Origin of the sequence: Janibacter sp. GS2, from assembly GCF_051200835.1 — a bacterium.
GTDB lineage: Bacteria > Actinomycetota > Actinomycetes > Actinomycetales > Dermatophilaceae > Janibacter.
The window spans coordinates 2922710-2941145 of sequence record NZ_CP195161.1 but is presented as its reverse complement, the minus strand read 5'-3'; the positions used below and the strand labels follow the sequence as shown (position 1 = coordinate 2941145).

The window sequence follows — 18436 nt, the reverse complement described above, 5'->3', positions numbered from 1 at the left end:
CCTCCGATCAGGGCTCGAAGTAGTGCGCGAGCGCCGGTGTGGCCATTCGGATGATGTCCAGGGCCTCGGCGGAACGGCGGCGGTCGCGGGCGGTGTCGACCGCGGTACGTGGCCCTTCCAGGAACTCGTCGGCCCCGAGAACGGCCGTCAACTGGTTGGAGATCCGCAGCAGTAGGAAGGTGCTGAGGTCGTACGACCTCATTGGGGGCCTGAAGGGCTCGTCTGGTTGGGCTAGCTCGGCGTCGAGGAGCGCGTCAGCGTTGGCGTCGTCGTTGAAGATCGCCTCGCGGGTTCGCGACGCCGGTGGCATCTGGTCGATCAGATCGAGCAGGTCGCGCCACCGGCGTGCTTGCCACCACGCAGTGAGGTCCACGCCGTAGACCTGCATCAGGTCGGCGCGGACCTCAGCGCGGTAGTCAGCGATCAGCCCTGCGAGGCGTCGGATTCCCCCGGGCCGCCCAGGAGGTGCTTGTAGTGCTCGCCGACCTTTTCCATCAGCGTGCGCATCTCCCCGAAGGTGAGATTGAGGGACTTCAACGCCTCGTACTGCTCGTCGTCGAGCCACCGCGTCAGTGCCTGACGCGAGGTCGTCTCCGGGGCCACGATGTCGGAGAGCAGCTCCTCGGCGTCCTCCCAGGGCATCTCGTCCGGGTCGGGGAAGGTGATGCGCACGTTCTTGTCGTCGACCTTCGCCGCGAAGACGTACGGGCCGGCCTTGGTCTCCGGCTGCAGCTTGGGTCGAGTCGAGTGCACAACAGGCTTGTCAGACATTGGTTCTCCTCCGGGTGTTCGGGTGTTCGGGTGTTCGGGTGTTGCAGGGTGTGTGTGGATCAGCGGCTCGAGCGGACCGACTTGCCCTTCTCGGCGTTCTCGGCCTTCTCGGCCTTCTCCGCGGCCGCCTTCTCCGCGGCCGCCTTCTCCGCGGCCGCCTTCTCGGCCTCGGCCTTCTCGGCCTTCTCGGCCTTGGCCTTCTGCAGCGCCGTGTACTGCTCCTGGGTCTGGTACCCCCGAGCGCGCAACAGGGTGACCTCGGCAGGAAGCGCGGTCGTGATCGTGTCGGCCTTCTTGCCGTCCGAGGTGAAGAGAACGAGAGTGGTGGATTCGGACATGGGGTCCTCCTGAGTGGGAGCGGAAGGGACTCGGGCGTTGGGGTTCAGCACGCGTGGGGGTGGACACCCGAAGCCACCCCCACGCGCGTTCTGTGACCCGGTCAGGGCGCGGTGACGGGCTGCCACCCGAGGGCGGTGGCGTCGAAGCCCTTCCCGCCCAGGTAGTGCCGGCAGGGAGTGCCGACTTGGTCGTCGATGAGGACGTCGAGCTTGAGCGGGTACATGACCGGGTTGTCGGTGGCCCAAGCCTCCTCGGGGACCTCTGCGAGCTTCACTCGCGGGTACCCGCGGCCGCGGAACTGCTCCTTCAGGCCGACGCCGTCACGGCCGATGAGGAGAAGGCGTCCCTCCTCCATGATCGGGATCGGGGGCTCGTCGAAGACGACCTCGCCCGTGGCCAGGGTCGGCACGGCGGACAGATCGAGGCCGTAGACGAGAGACGCGACCAGCTGCCGACCGTCCTGCATGAGCGAGAACTCGATGGTCTTGGGGGCCTTGTCGATGTCGGTGCGCACGGGGTTGCCGTAGCCGAAGGCGTCGGTGTCTTCCTTGTTCACCTCGGTGGCGAACTTGTAGCCCTCCTTGTTGACCATGCCCAGGGGCACGGCGCCCTCGGGCATCTCCAGGAGGGACTTGTTCGCGTCGAGGAGAGCGGTCGGGAGTTCAGAGGACATCGGCATCCAGAACGCGACGGCCTCGAGGACCTTGCGGACCTGACCTGCAGAGTCAGCAGCGGCCTTGAGTTCGGTGAAGGTGGGCATGCGAATCAACCCCTTTCAGGGCAACGGGTTGCCCCTGGGACGGGGCCTTGTGGGTGGGTTGGACCGGGTGTGGTCAGAGGGGGCGGCAGACAGTGCGGTAGAGCGCGGAGACGAGAGAGATCACGTCATCGGGGTATGGCACCGGAGTGGGGACGCTCTCGGTCACGACGGTGTCGATGAGGCCCATGTCCTCGTTCGCGGGGTCGTAGTGGAAGCGCCCCACGAGGTACGTGGAGATGGCTTCAGCGAGATCCTCGGCGGTGCTCTCACCGACCGCGTACACCTCGACCTTGATGCGGCGAACGCGCTCGACGCCGTCCTGGGTTTCACCCGTGCCACCCGCCCGAGTCAGGTGAATGATCGGAGCCGTCTCACCGGCGGCCAGCAGCTCAGTGAAGCCCGGCTCGAGGGAGTAGGTCGTCGAACCGAAAGGCTCGAGAACAGCAGAGAGAATCCGACGGTCGTCTGGCCACTGATGCATGCCCTCACCCCTTCTCGATGGCGTCGACAGCGCGGGTGAGGACATGCGCGCCGTTGGCCCACTCGACGAAGACCGCGTGGGCGGCAGTGTTGACGAGGACAGCGCCGGCCTTGCCGTCGATCGTGGCCGGTCGCACCTCGAAAGAGGACGCATACTCGCCCGTACGGCGAGGCGCGTTGGCCTCCGCCCACCGCTGACCTGCCTCGGTGCGCGTGACCATGGCCTCTCGCATCCGGGACGTGCTCGACAGCTGCCGCACGGCATTCGACGCAGGCCTGAACGACGTCGCCATCACGGTCTCCTCAGCGGGACCGCGAGCGCGGAGCCCTCAGGGTGGGGGTCGCCGTCGACGAGCCACCTGCCGGCCATGGGGGAATCGAGGACATCGACGCGGTCGGTTGCGGCGATGCTCTCGGCGCCGGGGATGTAGAGCGTGGCGGTCGACTCCGTGGACTGGTCGAAGTCCACGGGCTCCCCGGTGGACTTCGGTTTGAGCCAACCGGCCAAATCCCGCGGCTGCCCTGCCGGAAGGGGATCACCCCACCGGTCCCGGCCGGCTGAGGGTGTCACTCGGAGAGCTACTGGCCACGCGCCACCGAAACGGTCAGCCCGATCTCCGGTGATCACGAGAGTGTGGGAGATGACGCCTGCGCGTTCGACCGGAGAGACCGACAGAACCCACGACGCGGACCCCTTGAAGGTCACCTGTGAGTCGAGGGTGAAGATCGCGAGCTCGTCCCGCGCGGCGCGCGGCGGCACTCGGACCTTCAGTACCCCGGTCAGGAGTGGCCCTTCGTCAGTGGTTACGAGCTCGTGGGTGAACTCCGCCTGGCACCTGACTTCGGTCCCTTCAGCGAGGACGGTCGTGACCCCGTCCGGTCGGGTGGTCGCGGTCTTCACCGCGACAACGTTCGTGACGTGACGAGGGTGGATCCGGCGTGGGCTCATCGGCACCCCCACGCGTCGGGCCACGACCGGGCCTTCGGGAACGACCCACGCGGGACGGGCGTGCTCGAGCCGGTGGCGCCGTTGGCTTCGGACCAGCGGCGTGCGGCGGCGAGGATCTGCACGCGACGGTCCGCCCACGCCGAGCGCGTCTCACCCGCCTGGTCATCCGACATCGACGTCGGGTTCTCGTAGGCGATGCCGCCGAGCTCGATGGCCCACCCGAACAGGGGGTGCCCTTCCTCGGGCGCCAGGTCGGGCAGAGTCCCGACCTCGGCGAGGAGCCACCCGGCGACGACATGCTCCACGAGAACGGCTGTGTCCTCGTCGAAGACGTCGGCTTCGTCGTAGCGCAACCACGTGCGCAGCTGCGCTGGAGTGAAGATCGCCACCGGGGGCTCCTCCCTTCGTCAGGTGATGGTCGGCGCGTCGGGGTCGCCCGACTCGTCGGCGCCGGTGACGCCATCACCGGAGTCGGCGGAGTCTCCGCCGTCGCTGGAGTCGTCTTCCTCCGCGGCGATGACCGCCTCGATGAGGTCGGGCTTCTTCAAGCCCTCGAGGTCGACCTCGGAGAAGCCGATGGACTGGGCGTAGGCCCGCCACGCTTCGACCTTGGTGTTCTTCGCCGGGCGCTCGGCCAGGACGGTGTCGTCGGCCTCGACGGGCACCGCCACTGCGAGCGTTTCGACCTCGACGAGCTTGCCCTCGGCGAGCAGCTGCTTGCGTCGCTCGTCGGGGACCATCGCCGTGAGCGGCTGCCCCTCGTACACGTAGTGGTCGACACCGGCGACGTCCTTGACCACGACCAGCGGGGCGGCGGCGAACAGCCGCTTCCCGCCAGCCATCAGCGGGCCCCCGTCAGGCGGATCGCGGCCCGCGGCTCGAGGACGACCGGGACCGTCACGCGGCGAGCGCGCATCCGGTACTTGTCGTTGTCCTCGTCGCGGATCGTCTTCACCTCGACCGGGGAGGTCCCCGGCGCGGAGGAGCGGACGTAGCCGGGGGAACCGAGGTCCTCGTCGGCCATGCCACCGAGCTGCTCCGTGTCGGCGACGACGATCTCGCCGGGGACGCCGTGCGGGGAGGGCAGCCAGGTCATGTTCTCGACCTTGGGGAAGTCGCCGGAGGCGATCGCGTTGGCGGGGCCCTCGCGGGGGAGGTAGCCGGCGGCGATGAACTTCGCCTTGATGAAGGCGTAGGACATGGCGTCGAGCGCGACGGTGTCCGGGTCGTAGCCCTCCTCGAGGTCGACGACCTGTGCCTTGGCGGTGAGGACCTCGGTGAGGATCTGCTCGGCGCTCATGTCCTTGACGAACGTGGGCAGGGGACGGGTGGTCGTGACGGCCGAGGAGATCGCCGAGAGACCGAGGCTGTCGATGCGCAGGACGTTCTGGTTGGCCAGGCGCGTGAGGCCACGGTTGACGGGGTTGATGCCCAGACGCTTGATCGCCTCGTCGGTGACCTCGGCGTCCTGGCCCCACTTGGTGGTGCGGGCCACGGATGGGGTGCCGTCGCCGATCGAGACGAGGGGGTACTCGGCGCCCGGAGCGACCGCGCGGGGGTGCTCCATGGTGCCGAGGGGCTCACCCGACTCGTAGACGATCGCGCCGCCCTGCACCTGCAGGCGCTGCGAGAGCAGCACGTCGGCGATGTACCGGCGCTGCAGGAGGCTCTGGACGCGCTTGGCGACGAGGGTGGGGTTCGCGAGGAACCGGTGGACCTTGAGGACGTCACCGTCGTAGGACGGCGCGGCCGGGGGGTAGGTGTAGGCCATGATGTTCTCCTTCCCGGCCCTCAGGCCCGGATCCAGGCGACCTCGACGGTCTGACCGTCGGTGCCGTTCGTGAGGGCGAGACCGAGCTGGGTGCCGGTCTCGGGGGTGGTGGCGGACGTGGCGACCGCGCCATCGGTGGCCGCGACGACACGATCGCCGGCGTTGACGGCGCCGGAAGCCGTGAGGCGGTGCACGCCACCGTCGATGACGGTGAGGTGCTCGCCCGCAGCGGCAGGGAAGGCAGCGACGCCGACGACCTTCGCCGAGACGGCCCCAGCGGGGCCGACACTGCCGGCGGCGGCGACCTCGACGACCTGGCCGGCGGTGACGGCCGAGGCCGCGGACATCGTGTACTCCTGACCCGGCTTGTAGACCGGTGCGTAGTCGCTCATGATCAGGCCTCCTGGGGGAAGAGCTCGGCCATGAGGGCGTCATCGCCCTCGGCCTTGGTGGTGGACTCGACGAACCCGGCGTGACCGAGCTCGACGACGGGGATGGTGTTGGCCGGCAGACCAGTGAGGGTCTCCTCGGCAGAGTCGTCACGCTCCAGGAGCGCCGCCCAGCTGGGGCGAGCGGCCGGCGCGATGCGACCGGTGCGGACCGCGTCGTCGAGGACCTGCTCACGACGTGCCGTGACCTGCTCCTGGCGGGCCTGCACGCCAAGCTGTGCCTGCGAGCGCAGCTCGTCGAACGCGGCCCGGTCGACGACGATCGCGCCCTCGGGCGGGGTGGGGTGGTTGCTGGGCGGCTCGGCCTGCTCGGCGAGGGCCTCCGTGACGGCGGCGATGACGGTGTCGACGTCGGCGTCGTCGGCGACACCGGCCGTCTGCCGCAGGGTGGTCAGCTGCTGATCCGTGATGTCGGCCATGGCAGCGTCTCCTTCCTGTGTGGTGTCCCCGGACGCCGGAGCGGCCGGAGGGTGGGCCCCGGCCGCGGACGCGGCGGGGAGCATCGGCGCGGGCGCGTGCGAGCGCCCTGCGTGGTTGAAGACGGAGAGGTCGAAGCGGTTCTCGACGTCTTCGGTGTCGTCGCCGGAGTCCTGCTTGCGGTCGACTCGGTCCGCGAGCCCGGCCGTGACGGCCTCGTCGGCGGAGTACCAGGTCTCGGCGAGCATCGCCTTGCGCCAGTCCTTGGCATTGCCGCCGGCCTTTTCGGCGTACATGGAGGCGAGGTTGTCGCTGATCCGGTCGAGGTCCTCGGCCATCTTCTTCATGTCCGACGCCCACCCCATGCACAGCCCACTAGCGTCGTGGATCATCATCTCGCTGTGGGGTGCCATGATCACCTCGTCGCCGGCGAGCGCAATGAACGAAGCCGCGGACGCTGCGAGGCCGTCGACGATCGTGGTCACCGTGGCCTTGTGCTGGACGAGGGCGTTGCGGATGGCGATGCCCTCGTACACCGAGCCCCCCGGTGAGTTGACGTGGAGCTCGATCTCGTCGACGTCGAGGTCGTCGAGCTCCTTGACGAAGTCGTTCGCGGTGACGCCCTGCTCCCAGAACGACGAGCCGATCGGGGCGTAGATGTAGACCTTGGCCTTGTCGCTGCCCTCGTTGGTGATGCGGTACCAGGGGTGGCCGTCGAGGTTGAAGACGGGCTTCAGGTTCTTGGTCACGGTGCGTCCTCTCCGGAGGCGGTGTCGTCGGTCTTGGTGGGCAGGCCGAGGCCGAGCCGCAGGTGCGCCTCGAGGCCCTCGTCAGGGGTGATCACGCTGGCGTCGACGAGCTTCTTGATGGCCGTGGCGAGCGCCGCGGTCTGGGAACCGATCTCGTCGAAGACGAGGCGGGGCGCAGGGACGTCGGGGCCGTACGCGAGGTCGACGAGGTCCTCGATGACGTGGGCGGTGGTGATGTCGGCGATGTCCTGGCCGACGGCCTGCAGCGACTGGGTGAAGAAGTCAGCGAACGTGGACCCGAGGGCCCACGACCCGGTCTGGGTGCCGAGGTTGAGGAAGTGCGCGAGCACCGCGCGGGCGATCTGTTCGTCGTGGTACCGGATCGGCTTGTCAGCGTCGGGGACCGTGCCCTCGACGCCCATGAGGCGCAGCTTCGCGGTGTTGGGGGTCGCGGCGCCGGAGTTGTCGCCAGAGCGAAGATCGCGAGCGATCTTCTCGCCGGCCTCGAGGTCGTCGGTGCCGCCGTTCTCGGCGCCCTCGTAGACGGGGATGCCCATGCCGTTGCGGTCGATGGCCTGCGCCTGGGTGCGCAGCAGCCGGTCCTTGATCAGCCAGTTCTTGTAGCCCGTGCGCAGCAGCGACGTACCGGCCCAGTTGCCGGCCTCCCGTTCGTGCACGTACGCAACGAGACGGGAGACGGGGAGGGTGATGCCCTTGCCGGCCTCGCCGGCGTGGGTGCTGTCGGGGTACTGCTCGATGGAGGACAGGCCACCGTCACGGGCGACGTTGAACTTCATGATGGAGCGCGGCATCCGCGGGCCGAGCTTGCGCAGGTGGTAGAGCCCATCGTCGCCGGGCCGGTAGATCTGCTCGAAGTACATGTGGCCGTAGCGCAGCATCAACAGCGCGTGACGCAGGTGCTCCGACCAGGAGAACCGCTCCCGCAGGCGCCCCGGTGCCATGTCCTCGCGGCCACGGATCGGCAACCCCAGATCCAGGGCGATGTGCTCGACCACGTGGTCTGGGGCGCCGTTCGGCTCGATCCGCCACGTCGTGGAGCGGATCGGGAGAGTCACAGCCCGCAGCACGGACGCGACCTGCGCGTCCTGGCGGACCATCGCGTCATAGATCGGCAGATTCAGCGGCCACCGCAGCTCCGGCGTCGACTCGTGTTGGTCGAGGTCGACGTCCCACCACGCGCCAGAGTTCGGGGTCGCGGCATACCCGACCTCACGCTGGGCCGGCTGAGACTTCACCGGAGGGGGCGTCTGCTCCTCAGCCACAAGAGCCCCTCTCATCAGAATCCGGTCGTAGTCAGATCGGCGTCACTGCGGCGACGCTGCGGCGCCTTGCGGTACCCGCGACGAGGACCTTCCCCCTTCGCGACCTTCCTCGGTGCCGGAGGCGGCGTCTGCCGCGCCTTCTTCACCAGCAACCACCCGGCGAGCATCACGCCGACGATCGGTCCTTGGTCGACCTCGAGCGCCACCTGCCGGCGCAACGTCCACCGGTCGAGGAAGCGTCGCGTCTCCGCTGCCGCGAGCGCCTGCGTCATCCGCGCGGCGCCGCGGTGACGGATCCCCGGGGGCGGTGTCGGTGCGTCGGGGTCCTTCGGGTCCGGGCGCGGAGTGAGCTCGGTGTAGAACCACGTCGCACAGTCACGCAAGTCGACCGGCTCGAACAGGGTGATGTTCACGCCGGCGTCACGAAGGGGTTCGACCAAGTAGCCGAGAGGCCCCTTCGGGTCGACCCCGACGGCGCCGCCGTGCCGGACCTGCAGCTGCTTGGCGCGGTCGACCATCCACAGCACGCCCGGGGCGTTGTCGGTGACCTCGATGTGCACGGCGCCGTCGGTGCGGAAGCCAGCGACGGCGATCGTCCCGCGGTCGAGCTGCGGGCCGGACTCCAGGACAAACGCGAGCGGACTGTCAGGCGCGGTCGCCGACGTGGTGTCCGTCGCGGTCAGCCACGCCTCCTGGGGGATGACCCACCCTTCGCCCTCACCGCGCGGGTACGTCGCTGCGCCGCACCGCTCCCGACCGAACTGCACCCGCGACATGCGGGCCAGCTCCTTCGCGATGAACGTGTACGACAGCCCGTAACCCAGACGTGGGTTGAGGCGCGCGACGAGGTCGAGGTCGTCGAGGTCGTCATCGACATTGGCGTGCCACCCCCGGTAGCACAGGCCACGCTCCTTGTTGTCGGCAGAGCGTCGGATCTTCGCCTGGACCTTCGCGGTCCGGCCGCCAGCACTACCGCCGAAGTTGATCTGCGCGTTCTCCGCGCCGGTGGCCAGGGGCATCATTGCGGCCATCTCGTCTTCGGTGAGGTTCTGGTCCTCGTCGAAGATCAGCCGGTTGTAGCCCTGCCCACGGCCGGCGTCCGTCCCGCGGGTGCGGAAGTAGACGATCTGGCCGGTCTTCAGCTCCACGGAGCGTTGGCCGTTGGTGTAGCGCGGTCCCGAGTCGACGACCTGTGCCCACAGACGCGGGGTGCGCTCGAGAGCCTTCACAAACTCGTCGAAGACGTCCTTCGCGGTGTCATCACGGTGCGCGGTGTAGAGGATCTTCTCCTCGCCGAGCATGAACAGCGCGAAGAGAATCAACACCACGAAGCGGATCGTCTTGCCGTTGCGGCGCGAGAGTACCTCTTCGGTCTCCTGCGCTGCCCACCGTTCGACTATCCGCCCGTCTGCAGTGGTGACGCGCACATACCCGAGGTCGTCGATCAGCCCTTGCGCTTGGAAGGGGTGCAGCTCGTAACCGCAGTAACGCGCGAACTCGATCGCTTCGGGGCCGTGCGAATCGAAGCACTCCGGCACCAGACGGTGGGTGGGCTCCTGGTTGCCGAGCGGCAGGTCCTTCTCGTCCCAGTCGGCGTCAGGCGCGAGTAGGTCACTGACTCGCACGCTTCGTCCTCACCTTCGCCCGAAGCTCGTCGAGCTTGTCCGGGCCGACGAGCACGTTGTCGTCGTCCTGGTCCCCGTCTGACGACCCCACCGCACGCACAGGCGCAACGCTGAGCCCTCGCAACCTGTCACGGTGCTTCATGATCTTCAGCACCCGGTCATGCGCGGCGAGATCACCACGCTGAGCAGCCTGGAAGATGCTCGCCTGCAGCTCGTCGAGACGAGCGAGCTCGAGGCGACGCTCGTCCTCATGGGTCTCCGTGGCGATCTCCCGACGCGTCAGCGCCTTCTGGTAGGCCTTCCACGCCCCGGAACGGTCCCGGTACCCGACCTCACGCGCGATCGCGTCGAAGTCCTTGCCCTCCAGACGCAGAGCGACGACCTGATTCTCCTTCTCGCGAGCGCGGGCAGCGCGACTGGTCGCCATGGCTGCCTCCTAGCTCGTCACCACTTCCGCGAAGGGCGAAGGTCTTGGATCATCCGACCAAGTCGTCCACCGGCCGCCCGGTTGCCTCCCTCCGGACAGTCCTGCTTGTCGGCGTGCTCCATCCGGTCGGCCTTGGAATCGCCGTTGAAAGCGAGGTCCTCGGAGTGACCGAAGTCGAGGCGCTGGCCCCTGAGCATCAGCTCTCCACAGCGGGGACAGGGCGTGTTGTAGGCCGCCTCAATCGCCGGAACTCGCCTACGCCGGTGATCGGCGCCGTACGGGGCACTGGAAGCCATCTGGGACTGACCTAACTGAGCGACGGCGCCTGACGTTGCCCCAGTGGGCCTTCTGGTTGCCCCGCGGGGGGAGGGACGGACACGGGCAGGGAGTGGTCTCGCGGTCAGCGCTGGATTTTTTTGAGCGGCGACTTCGCGGAGAATCTCGGATCGCGATTTCGCAAAACGGAAAATCTGTTTCGACTTCCATCAACACAACTTGCTCGCGCATGCTAAGACCATCGTGTTGGTGGCTCGATGTCAAGGCAGGCGCCGACGACGGTTGCCGCCCTTGCGTGCCTTCGCCTTCGCCCGCTGGCCTCGTTCGCAGTTGAGCACGTCGATCTCGCGCATGTACCGCTTGCCCTCGACGAGGACCGAGTCAAGCAGCCCTTCGGAGATCCACCATCGGATCGTCGTCGGGCTAACACCGGCGAGGAGCGCAGCCTTTCGCACGTCGAGCGGCCGGAGCAGGTCGTCGATCACGAGCCGACCTCCTGCAGCTCGGCCAGCTGCGCTTCGCTGACGAGACACCCGCAGCTGCGGCAGCGCACCCGCAGGTCGCGGCCACTGCGCGATAGCGCGATGAGGTCGCACGCTGGGCACGGCGTCACAGGCACAGGCTGGTCAGGCTGGCGGTCGATGCCGGCCGCGCGCTCCGCCCGACGCTGCAGGTCGAGGACCTCACGGCCGATAGCCCGGGCATGCGGGGTCGCCAGCAGGTGATGCACCCACTCGACCAGGAACCGAGCGCACTGGGTCAGCGCAACGGCCCGAGCCTCGTCGTTCGCTGACGTCGACGACGGTATGCCCGAGTGCTCCCCTGGCAGCCGCGCCTTGAGGTAGTCCGTCGTCGAGACCGCCCACGAGACGACCTCGTCCACCGCGAGGTACGAAGGGGACCCAGCCGGCGAACCAAGGATCCGAGGGGACCGACGCGCCGCAGCAGAGACCGGCGCGAGCCGACCGTCCACTCCAGGCAGGTCGATCGCGCACTGCCAGCACGGGCGCACCCGCGCCGCGTCCGGGATCAAGTTCCCCGAGCGCACAGTCACCGTCGGCACGCGATGGCCGCAGGCCAGGACCTCACGGATATGGATCACGACCGGAAGGGCAACGCCGCGCTGGCACAGCTCTTCGATCTGCCGGTCGGTGACCTCTTGCCAGATCGTCCCGGCCTCGTCGTGACCGATGGCCCACAGTCCGGCGGCCAGATCGGGGAGCCCAGCGATCGCGTCAGCGATCCGCTGAGCGCACGCGTCGCACCACACCGGCTCGCCCATCACCGGGTCGAACGCACCGGGCCGTGCCCGGTGGTTGCGGTTGCACTCCCCAGGGCACTCCGCCTGCCGTGGGATCTCGGATCGCATCGTGGCCAACTCCGTCATGGCTGGTCCTTCCCATCGTTCGCGGGACCGTCGAGGACGAGCTGCTCCTCGCCGTCACCGTCGTCTTCCCACCGGTACACGCGCACGGCCACCTCGTGACCGTCGAGGGCAAGCCCCTCAGCGACACGGGTGAGGACGCCCCACACGTGAGAGAGGTCCTCGGGTTCGAGGCTGCTGACGTCCAGGACGAGGTCACGCTTCTTCATCGGGTCTCGTTCGCTTTCTGGTGAGTGGATTCGTGCGCGGCCTTCAGCCGGCGCAGGGTGGTCAGGTCGTCGGCCGTGGTCGACCAACCGCAGAACGGTGGGACCGTGCAGCGCGTCCACAACGGTTGGGGGTGCAGGCCGTAGTAGTGCGCCAGCCACTTCGACTCACGCACAGCGGGGTCGGCGTCGCTGCACGTCCACGAGCACAGGCAGCAGCGCACGGCACGCACAGGGTTGCTCGTCGCGGTCATCGTGGGTCCTCCTGGTGCGGGTCCCTCGGCAGCCACCGCGGCACGACGTACCCGCCACCGCAGTGGGTGCAGTGCCACTGGTGGTGGATGGCGATGCGGTCGAGGGTGGCGGTGTCGAGGTGGGTGTACATGCGGGCGATGTTGGTGAGCTCCTCGGTCAGGCGCGGGCACGTCATGGCTGCTCCCGGTGGCCCTCGCAGCGCTCGACGACGAGCACGAGCCGTGACGGCTTGCGGATCTGGCCGATGCGGCAGGTCTTCCTCATCAGGTCCGGGGTGTCGTCGGTGACCACACCCGCGTCGACGAGCCCGTCGGCCAGAGGCTTGAGGGTCGCGAAGAGGTTGTCGTCATCACGCCGGCGGCGAGCCGCGGGCTCGTACAGCAGCTCGACCGAGCACGAGTCCAGCGCCGGGATTCCCGTCTGCTTGGCCAGAGCCCAAGCTGCCTGCCGGAGAGCCCTCGTCCACTGGCTCTTGTGACTCCAGTGCCGATGACGGTCATTCATGCTCAGCGGAGGCTTACCCCAGGGCAGGACCAGCTCCCACCTGCCATCTCCGATCTGTCTGCTCACAGCTTCCACTCCCCACAGATCACTGCTCATCAGGACTTCCCCCTTCGTGCACGCGGCTTCTTCTTCTCAGGAGCAGGCGCGGCGCCCGTCCCGTCCCGTCCTGACCCGGACCTAGACCCATCCCCGTCCCGTCCCGTACCGGGACTCCACCCCTCGACCACTGCGGTACCAGGAGTGGTCCCGCAGTGGTCGGGTGGTCGCTCCGCCCACGACGGGGCGGGGGTCGCGGCCGAAGCTGCGGTGTCCCCGCCCCATACCGGGGTCGTGGCCTTGGCTGCGGTGTCCCCGCCAGTGGCGGAGGTCGTGGCCGTGGCTGCGGTATCCCGGGTCGATTCCCCAGCGTCCATCTCGGGTCGTGGCGAAAGCGCGGTGTCCGACTGGGTGCCAGGTCGCGAGCGCGGTGTCCGGCTGGGTGCCGGGTCGCGGGGCGCGGTGTCCGGCTGGGTGCCGGGTCGCGGGGGTGCTGCGGTGTCCGAGGTGGGTTGCTTGGTGTCGACGTGTGGAATGGGGCGCCCGTAGAACTTCTCGAGGCGCGCGAGGGTGCTCGACGCTGAGGAGAAGTACGGCAGGGCTGGTGGCGGGCGAAGGGGTGTGTCTTCGTCCGCGTGCGGGTTGTTGAGGCGCTTGGAGTTGTCCGTGCGGCACGCGACGACGTAGGTGTCGACGGTGGCTTCCTCGCCGGGGGTGCGGTGGTCGAAGGTCCCGCCCCGGCCGGAGCGGGTGTCCTTCCAGTTGACGACGACACCGCAGTAGCGGCACACGTCGCCGTCACGCGCGAGGACTGGCATCGTCAGGTCCGGGTTCTTGCGGTCCCTGTCCCGTTGCCGTTCCCACAGCACGTCATCGCGAGCGCGCATCTGCCACAGGTCTTCGTCTTCGACGATGCGCCAGCGACGAGCTGCGCCTTTCCCTTCGGCGGTGAGCATGCCCGCGGTGACGGCCTGGCGCAGCAGGACGTCCGTGCGGGCCTTGCCCATCATCTCCGCGGTCTCGAGGTCGACGTAGTAGTCCGTCATGTGCCCCGACGCCTGGGTCGCGCACCGGGTAACGAAGCCGATGACCTCGTTCACGGTGCGCTCGTCCGCGCGTCGCACGCCTCGCAGCCGAGCCCAGATCGGGTGGGTGGCGAAGCGATCGCTCATCTTGAGCCAAGGCACGAAGGGGTCTCCTCGAGGAGTAGGGGCAGCGGCAGGGCAGGCAGGAGGGCAGCGGCGGGCCACGGCCTGCGTGTGGAGCCGTCATGCCGCCCCGTCGCCCAAGAGGAGACGGGCGAGCTCGTCCACCTCGGCCCAGAGCTCGGCGGATCCACCCCTGTCGGGGTGCGCGAAGCGGCGAGCGCGCCGGACGAGGTCGACGCGGGGCATGTCGCGTCGGGTGCCGGCGATCTCCCGGAGCCGGGCGAGGGCCGCGCCCTGGGTGCCAGGTCGCGAGCGCGGTGTCCGGCTGGGTGCCGGGTCGCGGGGCGCGGTGTCCGGCTGGGTGCCGGGTCGCGGGGGTGCTGCGGCGATCTGTTGGTAGCCGCGGTACTGCTCACCCGAGGATGAGGCGCCGTACCTGTCGACGGCGCGCAGCGCCTCGAGGGTCTTCGCGATCGCGCGGACGTTCTGCTGCCAGTCAGGGCCCTGGACCGATGACCTCGCGAGGTACCGGTCGCAGCGGTAGAGCATCGGACCGTGCTTGGAGTCGAAGGCGACCTCGACAGCAGGCGACTCAGCGCGCGCTCGCGCACGCAGCGTGCCGTCCAGGCGCAGGTCCTTCTCCGAGACGTCGATACCGATCACGAGGTGCCTGCCGGCGATCGCTGCCACCTCGCGCTCGAGCAGCGACAGCGTCCCCGTCCACGAGGTATCGAAGGGAGAGCGCTCGCGCTTGCGGGGCTCCCGCAGCCACGTGCGGTCCGAAAGAGGTCGGACGGTGTAGGTCGCCATCAGCGCCACCCGCATCGCGGACAAGGGACGTTGACCGGCACCAGGCGGGTGCTGGGCTCAGGCGGTGTCGTGTGGATCTGGATGTACGAGCGGCCTGTGCTGTTCTGTTGTGGTCCGCGTTGCGATGCAAGGTCTGCGAGTTGCGCCTCGGCCTTCTCTGCGCGGTGGAGGGCCACGGTGACGGGGTGCTCGTGCTCGGCGGCCCACGCGGCCACACGAGCCTGCTCGACGGCCCAGGCGTCGGCCTCCTCCGCGTCGCTCCAGGCGCTCACAGTTCGGCTCCCTCGTAGACATGCCAGGCGGTTCTGCTTGCGGTGCGCGCGGTTCCGATGTAGCGGCCGACGTGCTTGAGTTCGTGGCCGGTCCGTACGACGCGGAAGACGCGGTCTTCTTTCGGTCCGTCACGGTCGGGGTCGACCTCGGCCCACAGGAAGAGCAGCGTCGCTTCGAAGCGACTGGCGTCGATAGTGGGGAGCACGCTGGCGCCCACGGGCATCTCGATGACGACTGAGTCGCTGACCGTGAACGGGAACCTCCAGACGGTCTTCACGGCTGCGTCCGCTTCTCTGGGCGGACGTTGATGGAGCGGACCTGCTGTGACCAGCCCACGTCAGCGAAGATGGGGGAGTCGCCCGGGGTGCCGAGGCGGTGGGCCTTGGTGACGAGGCTGCCGAGCTCGTCGAGGGTCATCCCTTGCTTGCGGTCCGAGGCGGTGCCGGACAGGCCGACGTTGGAGGGTCGGTTGAGGTGGTCGGGTGTCTGCATCGTCAGTTCTCCTTCGGGTCGTTGTTGGTGAAGGCCAGTGCTCGGTCGCGCAGGGGTGCGAGACGGTCGCCCCACGCGCCGGCCCAGCGGTCACGCGTGCCGGCGACGTCCTCGTCGAGCCACGCGTCGACGAGGACCGCGAGGAAGGACTCCCCGCAGCGCACGAGGGTTGACCCGGAACGGTTCTGCGCGGCGGGCGCACGGTGCTCGAAGGTCAGGTCATGGCCGTAGACCTTCGCGGCCTTCAGCACCAGCGCGAGCGAGGCCGGGTAGTACCTCGGCGGCCGGTCACTGGCCGGGTCAGGGCCCTTGACGTTGAGTGACTCCACCGAGACGATCACCGCGGCCGCGTTGGCGACCGTCGGTGGGCGCGGGAGCGTTAGCGACTGCCCCTCGAGGAGCCCCGAGGCGTCGGTGATGATGACCTCTTCCTCACCGACCTCGATGCGCAGCTCGGCGCCGGGCTCCCCATCGTCGGAGTCCTCAGCCGCGCCCGCCTTGAAGAGGGCCACGATGGCCTTGCACTGCGCCGGCAGCAGGTCCACCTCGAACAGGGCACCGGCCGTGTTCTGAGCCTCACCGTCACTGTTGATGGATTCCAACGCGAAGCACGACGCGAGTGCGAGGCCCAGGGCGTTGCCGTTGGTCGCGCCGACGTAGATGTTCGCCTCGTCGACGAACAGGCGCACCGTCGAGAACGAAGGGAGCTTCGAGTTGGCGAAGGGCTCGGCCGCCGCGAGCGCCCTGCAGAGGTCGCCGGTCTCGGCGGTGAATGTGAAGGTGCTCATGACGTTGGCCTCTCGTCTTGGCGGGCATGGGCGTCTTCGCAGCCCTGTCGGGAGGTGTGGACGGTGCCGAGGTCCTCTACGTCGTGCCAGGCCTGGTCTTCTCGGATGGGCAGGCCGCAGGCCGCGCAGAGGGCGGTCATGCCGCGTCCTCGATCTCGGGGCGGACGTGGCCGTGCTCGTCGAGGCCGAACTCGTCGATCTCGACCGTGGACCACTGGTAGCCGAACCTGTCGGTGAGCGCGGCGACGTACTCCGGGTACGGGTCGGCGTGCTGCTGCCAGGGGTGCAGCACGAGGCCGTCGTCGTCGTACTCGTGCTCGAGGAGCCACGCGTGTATGGCCAGCTGCTCGAGTGTGAGCTTCTCCATGGCCGCCCTGACGTCCTCGGCGCCGGCGTCGTCACCAACACCGAGGAGCTCCTTTGAGAGTGATCCCGCGAAGTCTCCGCGGGCGTAGTCACCGTCAGTGGAGGTGGCGCTGTCGATGGCAGTCCACTTCGCGAGCGCGGGCTCGGCCTGTTGGATGACGTCCGTGAAGTGGGCGCGGCGGGTGGCCTGCGCTGCCTCGAGCGCGATGCGGCGCTCAGCCTGCTCGGCCTTGGCTGCTTGCTCCTCAGCGTGCTTGCGGTCGAGCTCGGCGCGCTCCTCGTCGCTCATCTGCGCGAGGCGCTGCTCCTCGGCGGCGGCCTGCTCCTCGGCGCGGTCTTCCGCGCTGACGACGTGCTGCTCGTGGTACTGCGTGCAGTAGAAGCCGAGCTCGTAGATCCCCGATGCCGCCTTGGGGATGTACACGGCCGCGCCTGGACAGCCGGCGTGGGCAGTGCCGGTCGCGAGCAGCGGGTCCTTGGCGTTGGCCTCGGCGGTGACCTCAGGGATGCCGTGCGTGCCCTGACCCACCTTCCGGGGCGAGTCCATGCCGTACCCGGGGGCCGACTCGAGGATCTGGGTCCCGAGCTTGGCCGCGTGGTCGCGGACCAAGTCGAACCTGTCGAGCGCCTCCATGCGCCGCTGCGCGAGTTGAAGCTCGACGGCGAAGTCCTTCGTGCCCGCCGCGAGCGCGGCCCTCTCTGCGAGGTCGGGGTGGCGCTCCAGCTCGAGGAGCTTGAGGGCGTCGGTGAGGGTGATCTGGCCGTCGTGGACGGCGGTCTTGGCGGTGTCGGCGAGCTTGGTCAGGCGCAGGCGCTCACTGATGCGGCGCTTGGGCATGCCGACGGTCTTGGCGACCTTGGCCTGGGTGGGCTTGGGGGTGATGTCGAGGAGCAGCTGGTAGGCCTCGCCTTCCTCGACGGGGGAGAGGTCGGCGCGGTGCTGGTTCTCGATGACCATGGCCGCGATCTGCTGCTCGCGGGTGGTCAGGTCGTGGCGGACGATGACAGGGACCGTCTTCGCCTTGGCCTCGATGGCCGCGGCGAGGCGGCGGTGGCCCGCGATCAGGCAGTACTCGACGCTCTTGCGACGGTGGCCGGCGGCAAGGTCCTCGGGCAGGCTGTCCCAGGGGACGACGACGAGGGGCTCGAGGACGCCGTGCTCGGTGATGGACGCGGCGAGGTCGGCGACGTCGCCCACGTCGTGGCGGGGGTTGTCCGGGTGCTTCGCGATCTTGCCGAGCGCGATGTGCTCGAGGGTCGTGGTTGGAGCGGTGATGGTCATCGGTTGCTGCCTTCCGGGTGTGGTCGGGCGTGGGAGAAGCGCAGGCGGGTGGACCCGGTGCGCTGCGGGGTCTGCTTGTCGCGCAGGTGCGCAGGTACCGCCGCGAGCGCGGCGTCGGCGTCAGCGTCGATCTGGCGGGCGAGGTCGGGCTGGTCGCTCATGCGACCTGCTCCTGCGCGGCCAAGGCGTCACGGCGTACCCGGTAGACGAACTGCTCGTGCAGTCCGGTCTGGGCGATGATCTGTCCGGACGACAGGCCCTTGCGGGTGAGGTCCTCCACTGCTGCGCGGTTGCTGGTGGCGCGGCGCTGCTGACCGTTCGCCTGGATGTTGGCGGCGCGGCGCATCTGGCGACGCTCACTGGTGGACGTACCAGCCCACACACCTGTGACGCTGTTGGTCAGGGCGAACTCCAGGCACGAGCTCGCGACGGGGCAGGAGCCGCACAGCGGCTGCAGCTCCTTCGCGCGCTGCGGCTCGATGCCAGGCGAGTCGGGGAAGAACAGCTCAGGGTCGACCTGCAGGCACGGCTGCTGCCCACCGAAGTCCGGGAGGACCACTTCGCTGGTCATGCTCGCGCCCCCTTTGTCGCGAGCG

30 protein-coding genes are annotated in these 18436 nt (G+C 69.0%); all 30 read right to left on the bottom strand.

The genetic code is table 11. The annotated features are described in order from the left end of the window. Window positions 1–7 precede the first annotated feature (7 nt). The 30 genes from ACR9E9_RS14280 to ACR9E9_RS14135 all read right to left on the bottom strand — a co-directional run bounded on the left by ACR9E9_RS14280 (window position 8) and on the right by ACR9E9_RS14135 (window position 18411). Window positions 8–388, bottom strand: coding sequence for a hypothetical protein (locus tag ACR9E9_RS14280; RefSeq protein ID WP_435199581.1), 381 nt, complete (start codon window positions 386–388; stop codon window positions 8–10). Between the two features lie 35 nt (window positions 389–423). Continuing rightward, complete coding sequence (locus ACR9E9_RS14275) at window positions 424–771, bottom strand: hypothetical protein (RefSeq protein WP_435199579.1); 348 nt, start codon at window positions 769–771, stop codon at window positions 424–426. A gap of 59 nt (window positions 772–830) precedes the next feature. After that, window positions 831–1109: a hypothetical protein gene (locus ACR9E9_RS14270; protein ID WP_435199577.1), complete on the bottom strand. Its 279-nt coding sequence runs from the start codon at window positions 1107–1109 to the stop codon at window positions 831–833. A gap of 101 nt (window positions 1110–1210) precedes the next feature. After that, on the bottom strand, window positions 1211–1870 hold the full coding sequence (locus tag ACR9E9_RS14265; protein ID WP_435199575.1) for a hypothetical protein: 660 nt from the start codon (window positions 1868–1870) through the stop codon (window positions 1211–1213). Between the two features lie 73 nt (window positions 1871–1943). Continuing rightward, a complete protein-coding gene (locus tag ACR9E9_RS14260) occupies window positions 1944–2396 on the bottom strand; it encodes a hypothetical protein (RefSeq protein WP_435199573.1) in 453 nt (150 codons plus the stop codon). Then, window positions 2356–2643 (bottom strand): hypothetical protein, encoded by a 288-nt coding sequence (locus ACR9E9_RS14255; RefSeq protein WP_435199571.1) that lies wholly within the window; start codon window positions 2641–2643, stop codon window positions 2356–2358. The genes ACR9E9_RS14260 and ACR9E9_RS14255 overlap by 41 nt, the downstream gene beginning before the upstream one ends. Then, entirely contained in the window at window positions 2643–3251 is a 609-nt protein-coding gene (locus ACR9E9_RS14250; RefSeq protein WP_435199569.1) for a hypothetical protein, read from the bottom strand. The genes ACR9E9_RS14255 and ACR9E9_RS14250 overlap by 1 nt, the downstream gene beginning before the upstream one ends. A gap of 44 nt (window positions 3252–3295) precedes the next feature. Beyond that, complete coding sequence (locus tag ACR9E9_RS14245; protein ID WP_435199567.1) at window positions 3296–3688, bottom strand: hypothetical protein; 393 nt, start codon at window positions 3686–3688, stop codon at window positions 3296–3298. A gap of 18 nt (window positions 3689–3706) precedes the next feature. Further along, on the bottom strand, window positions 3707–4141 hold the full coding sequence (locus ACR9E9_RS14240; RefSeq protein ID WP_435199565.1) for a hypothetical protein: 435 nt from the start codon (window positions 4139–4141) through the stop codon (window positions 3707–3709). Further along, window positions 4141–5070, bottom strand: a complete 930-nt coding sequence (locus ACR9E9_RS14235; protein ID WP_435199563.1) for a hypothetical protein — start codon at window positions 5068–5070, stop codon at window positions 4141–4143. Before ACR9E9_RS14235 ends, ACR9E9_RS14240 begins: the two co-directional genes overlap by 1 nt. A gap of 20 nt (window positions 5071–5090) precedes the next feature. Next, window positions 5091–5462 (bottom strand): capsid cement protein, encoded by a 372-nt coding sequence (locus ACR9E9_RS14230; protein ID WP_435199561.1) that lies wholly within the window; start codon window positions 5460–5462, stop codon window positions 5091–5093. A gap of 2 nt (window positions 5463–5464) precedes the next feature. After that, window positions 5465–6685, bottom strand: coding sequence for a head maturation protease, ClpP-related (locus ACR9E9_RS14225; protein WP_435199559.1), 1221 nt, complete (start codon window positions 6683–6685; stop codon window positions 5465–5467). Continuing rightward, window positions 6682–7941, bottom strand: a complete 1260-nt coding sequence (locus tag ACR9E9_RS14220; RefSeq protein ID WP_435199557.1) for a phage portal protein family protein — start codon at window positions 7939–7941, stop codon at window positions 6682–6684. Before ACR9E9_RS14220 ends, ACR9E9_RS14225 begins: the two co-directional genes overlap by 4 nt. Before the next feature lie 41 nt (window positions 7942–7982). Beyond that, window positions 7983–9593, bottom strand: a complete 1611-nt coding sequence (locus ACR9E9_RS14215; protein ID WP_435199555.1) for a hypothetical protein — start codon at window positions 9591–9593, stop codon at window positions 7983–7985. After that, a complete protein-coding gene (locus tag ACR9E9_RS14210; RefSeq protein ID WP_435199553.1) occupies window positions 9580–10020 on the bottom strand; it encodes a hypothetical protein in 441 nt (146 codons plus the stop codon). Before ACR9E9_RS14210 ends, ACR9E9_RS14215 begins: the two co-directional genes overlap by 14 nt. Window positions 10021–10556: 536 nt before the next feature. Continuing rightward, window positions 10557–10781, bottom strand: coding sequence for a MerR family transcriptional regulator (locus ACR9E9_RS14205; RefSeq protein WP_435199551.1), 225 nt, complete (start codon window positions 10779–10781; stop codon window positions 10557–10559). Next, entirely contained in the window at window positions 10778–11683 is a 906-nt protein-coding gene (locus tag ACR9E9_RS14200; protein WP_435199550.1) for a hypothetical protein, read from the bottom strand. Before ACR9E9_RS14200 ends, ACR9E9_RS14205 begins: the two co-directional genes overlap by 4 nt. Then, window positions 11680–11889, bottom strand: a complete 210-nt coding sequence (locus ACR9E9_RS14195) for a hypothetical protein (RefSeq protein WP_435199548.1) — start codon at window positions 11887–11889, stop codon at window positions 11680–11682. The genes ACR9E9_RS14200 and ACR9E9_RS14195 overlap by 4 nt, the downstream gene beginning before the upstream one ends. Continuing rightward, on the bottom strand, window positions 11886–12140 hold the full coding sequence (locus tag ACR9E9_RS14190; RefSeq protein WP_435199546.1) for a hypothetical protein: 255 nt from the start codon (window positions 12138–12140) through the stop codon (window positions 11886–11888). The genes ACR9E9_RS14195 and ACR9E9_RS14190 overlap by 4 nt, the downstream gene beginning before the upstream one ends. Beyond that, window positions 12137–12316, bottom strand: coding sequence for a hypothetical protein (locus ACR9E9_RS14185; RefSeq protein ID WP_435199544.1), 180 nt, complete (start codon window positions 12314–12316; stop codon window positions 12137–12139). The genes ACR9E9_RS14190 and ACR9E9_RS14185 overlap by 4 nt, the downstream gene beginning before the upstream one ends. Continuing rightward, on the bottom strand, window positions 12313–12645 hold the full coding sequence (locus ACR9E9_RS14180; RefSeq protein ID WP_435199542.1) for a hypothetical protein: 333 nt from the start codon (window positions 12643–12645) through the stop codon (window positions 12313–12315). Before ACR9E9_RS14180 ends, ACR9E9_RS14185 begins: the two co-directional genes overlap by 4 nt. Before the next feature lie 95 nt (window positions 12646–12740). Then, entirely contained in the window at window positions 12741–13868 is a 1128-nt protein-coding gene (locus ACR9E9_RS14175; RefSeq protein WP_435199540.1) for a hypothetical protein, read from the bottom strand. 81 nt (window positions 13869–13949) lie between these two features. Beyond that, on the bottom strand, window positions 13950–14639 hold the full coding sequence (locus ACR9E9_RS14170) for a hypothetical protein (protein WP_435199538.1): 690 nt from the start codon (window positions 14637–14639) through the stop codon (window positions 13950–13952). Beyond that, window positions 14639–14911 (bottom strand): hypothetical protein, encoded by a 273-nt coding sequence (locus ACR9E9_RS14165; RefSeq protein WP_435199536.1) that lies wholly within the window; start codon window positions 14909–14911, stop codon window positions 14639–14641. Before ACR9E9_RS14165 ends, ACR9E9_RS14170 begins: the two co-directional genes overlap by 1 nt. Continuing rightward, window positions 14908–15189, bottom strand: coding sequence for a DUF7352 domain-containing protein (locus ACR9E9_RS14160; protein ID WP_435199534.1), 282 nt, complete (start codon window positions 15187–15189; stop codon window positions 14908–14910). The genes ACR9E9_RS14165 and ACR9E9_RS14160 overlap by 4 nt, the downstream gene beginning before the upstream one ends. Beyond that, on the bottom strand, window positions 15186–15404 hold the full coding sequence (locus ACR9E9_RS14155; protein WP_435199532.1) for a hypothetical protein: 219 nt from the start codon (window positions 15402–15404) through the stop codon (window positions 15186–15188). Before ACR9E9_RS14155 ends, ACR9E9_RS14160 begins: the two co-directional genes overlap by 4 nt. A gap of 2 nt (window positions 15405–15406) precedes the next feature. After that, entirely contained in the window at window positions 15407–16192 is a 786-nt protein-coding gene (locus ACR9E9_RS14150; protein ID WP_435199530.1) for a hypothetical protein, read from the bottom strand. A 136-nt stretch (window positions 16193–16328) separates the two neighbouring features. Then, window positions 16329–17840: a ParB/RepB/Spo0J family partition protein gene (locus ACR9E9_RS14145; protein ID WP_435199529.1), complete on the bottom strand. Its 1512-nt coding sequence runs from the start codon at window positions 17838–17840 to the stop codon at window positions 16329–16331. Next, window positions 17837–18001, bottom strand: coding sequence for a hypothetical protein (locus tag ACR9E9_RS14140; protein WP_435199527.1), 165 nt, complete (start codon window positions 17999–18001; stop codon window positions 17837–17839). Before ACR9E9_RS14140 ends, ACR9E9_RS14145 begins: the two co-directional genes overlap by 4 nt. Next, window positions 17998–18411: a WhiB family transcriptional regulator gene (locus tag ACR9E9_RS14135; RefSeq protein ID WP_435199525.1), complete on the bottom strand. Its 414-nt coding sequence runs from the start codon at window positions 18409–18411 to the stop codon at window positions 17998–18000. Before ACR9E9_RS14135 ends, ACR9E9_RS14140 begins: the two co-directional genes overlap by 4 nt. Window positions 18412–18436: the final 25 nt, after the last annotated feature.

Excerpts from the sequence above, each read along its gene's own strand:
- ACR9E9_RS14270 (WP_435199577.1), bottom strand. The coding sequence starts at position 1,109 with ATGTCCGAATCCACCACTCTCGTTCTCTTCACCTCGGACGGCAAGAAG.
- ACR9E9_RS14230 (WP_435199561.1), bottom strand. The coding sequence starts at position 5,462 with ATGAGCGACTACGCACCGGTCTACAAGCCGGGTCAGGAGTACACGATG.
- ACR9E9_RS14280 (WP_435199581.1), bottom strand. The coding sequence starts at position 388 with ATGCAGGTCTACGGCGTGGACCTCACTGCGTGGTGGCAAGCACGCCGG.
- ACR9E9_RS14195 (WP_435199548.1), bottom strand. The coding sequence starts at position 11,889 with ATGAAGAAGCGTGACCTCGTCCTGGACGTCAGCAGCCTCGAACCCGAG.
- ACR9E9_RS14240 (WP_435199565.1), bottom strand. The coding sequence starts at position 4,141 with ATGGCTGGCGGGAAGCGGCTGTTCGCCGCCGCCCCGCTGGTCGTGGTC.
- ACR9E9_RS14170 (WP_435199538.1), bottom strand. The coding sequence starts at position 14,639 with ATGGCGACCTACACCGTCCGACCTCTTTCGGACCGCACGTGGCTGCGG.
- ACR9E9_RS14145 (WP_435199529.1), bottom strand. The coding sequence starts at position 17,840 with ATGACCATCACCGCTCCAACCACGACCCTCGAGCACATCGCGCTCGGC.
- ACR9E9_RS14275 (WP_435199579.1), bottom strand. The coding sequence starts at position 771 with ATGTCTGACAAGCCTGTTGTGCACTCGACTCGACCCAAGCTGCAGCCG.
- ACR9E9_RS14190 (WP_435199546.1), bottom strand. The coding sequence starts at position 12,140 with ATGACCGCGACGAGCAACCCTGTGCGTGCCGTGCGCTGCTGCCTGTGC.
- ACR9E9_RS14140 (WP_435199527.1), bottom strand. The coding sequence starts at position 18,001 with ATGAGCGACCAGCCCGACCTCGCCCGCCAGATCGACGCTGACGCCGAC.
- ACR9E9_RS14260 (WP_435199573.1), bottom strand. The coding sequence starts at position 2,396 with ATGTCCTCACCCGCGCTGTCGACGCCATCGAGAAGGGGTGAGGGCATG.
- ACR9E9_RS14200 (WP_435199550.1), bottom strand. The coding sequence starts at position 11,683 with ATGACGGAGTTGGCCACGATGCGATCCGAGATCCCACGGCAGGCGGAG.
- ACR9E9_RS14185 (WP_435199544.1), bottom strand. The coding sequence starts at position 12,316 with ATGACGTGCCCGCGCCTGACCGAGGAGCTCACCAACATCGCCCGCATG.
- ACR9E9_RS14235 (WP_435199563.1), bottom strand. The coding sequence starts at position 5,070 with ATGGCCTACACCTACCCCCCGGCCGCGCCGTCCTACGACGGTGACGTC.
- ACR9E9_RS14150 (WP_435199530.1), bottom strand. The coding sequence starts at position 16,192 with ATGAGCACCTTCACATTCACCGCCGAGACCGGCGACCTCTGCAGGGCG.
- ACR9E9_RS14255 (WP_435199571.1), bottom strand. The coding sequence starts at position 2,643 with ATGGCGACGTCGTTCAGGCCTGCGTCGAATGCCGTGCGGCAGCTGTCG.
- ACR9E9_RS14210 (WP_435199553.1), bottom strand. The coding sequence starts at position 10,020 with ATGGCGACCAGTCGCGCTGCCCGCGCTCGCGAGAAGGAGAATCAGGTC.
- ACR9E9_RS14155 (WP_435199532.1), bottom strand. The coding sequence starts at position 15,404 with ATGCAGACACCCGACCACCTCAACCGACCCTCCAACGTCGGCCTGTCC.
- ACR9E9_RS14135 (WP_435199525.1), bottom strand. The coding sequence starts at position 18,411 with ATGACCAGCGAAGTGGTCCTCCCGGACTTCGGTGGGCAGCAGCCGTGC.
- ACR9E9_RS14180 (WP_435199542.1), bottom strand. The coding sequence starts at position 12,645 with ATGAATGACCGTCATCGGCACTGGAGTCACAAGAGCCAGTGGACGAGG.
- ACR9E9_RS14265 (WP_435199575.1), bottom strand. The coding sequence starts at position 1,870 with ATGCCCACCTTCACCGAACTCAAGGCCGCTGCTGACTCTGCAGGTCAG.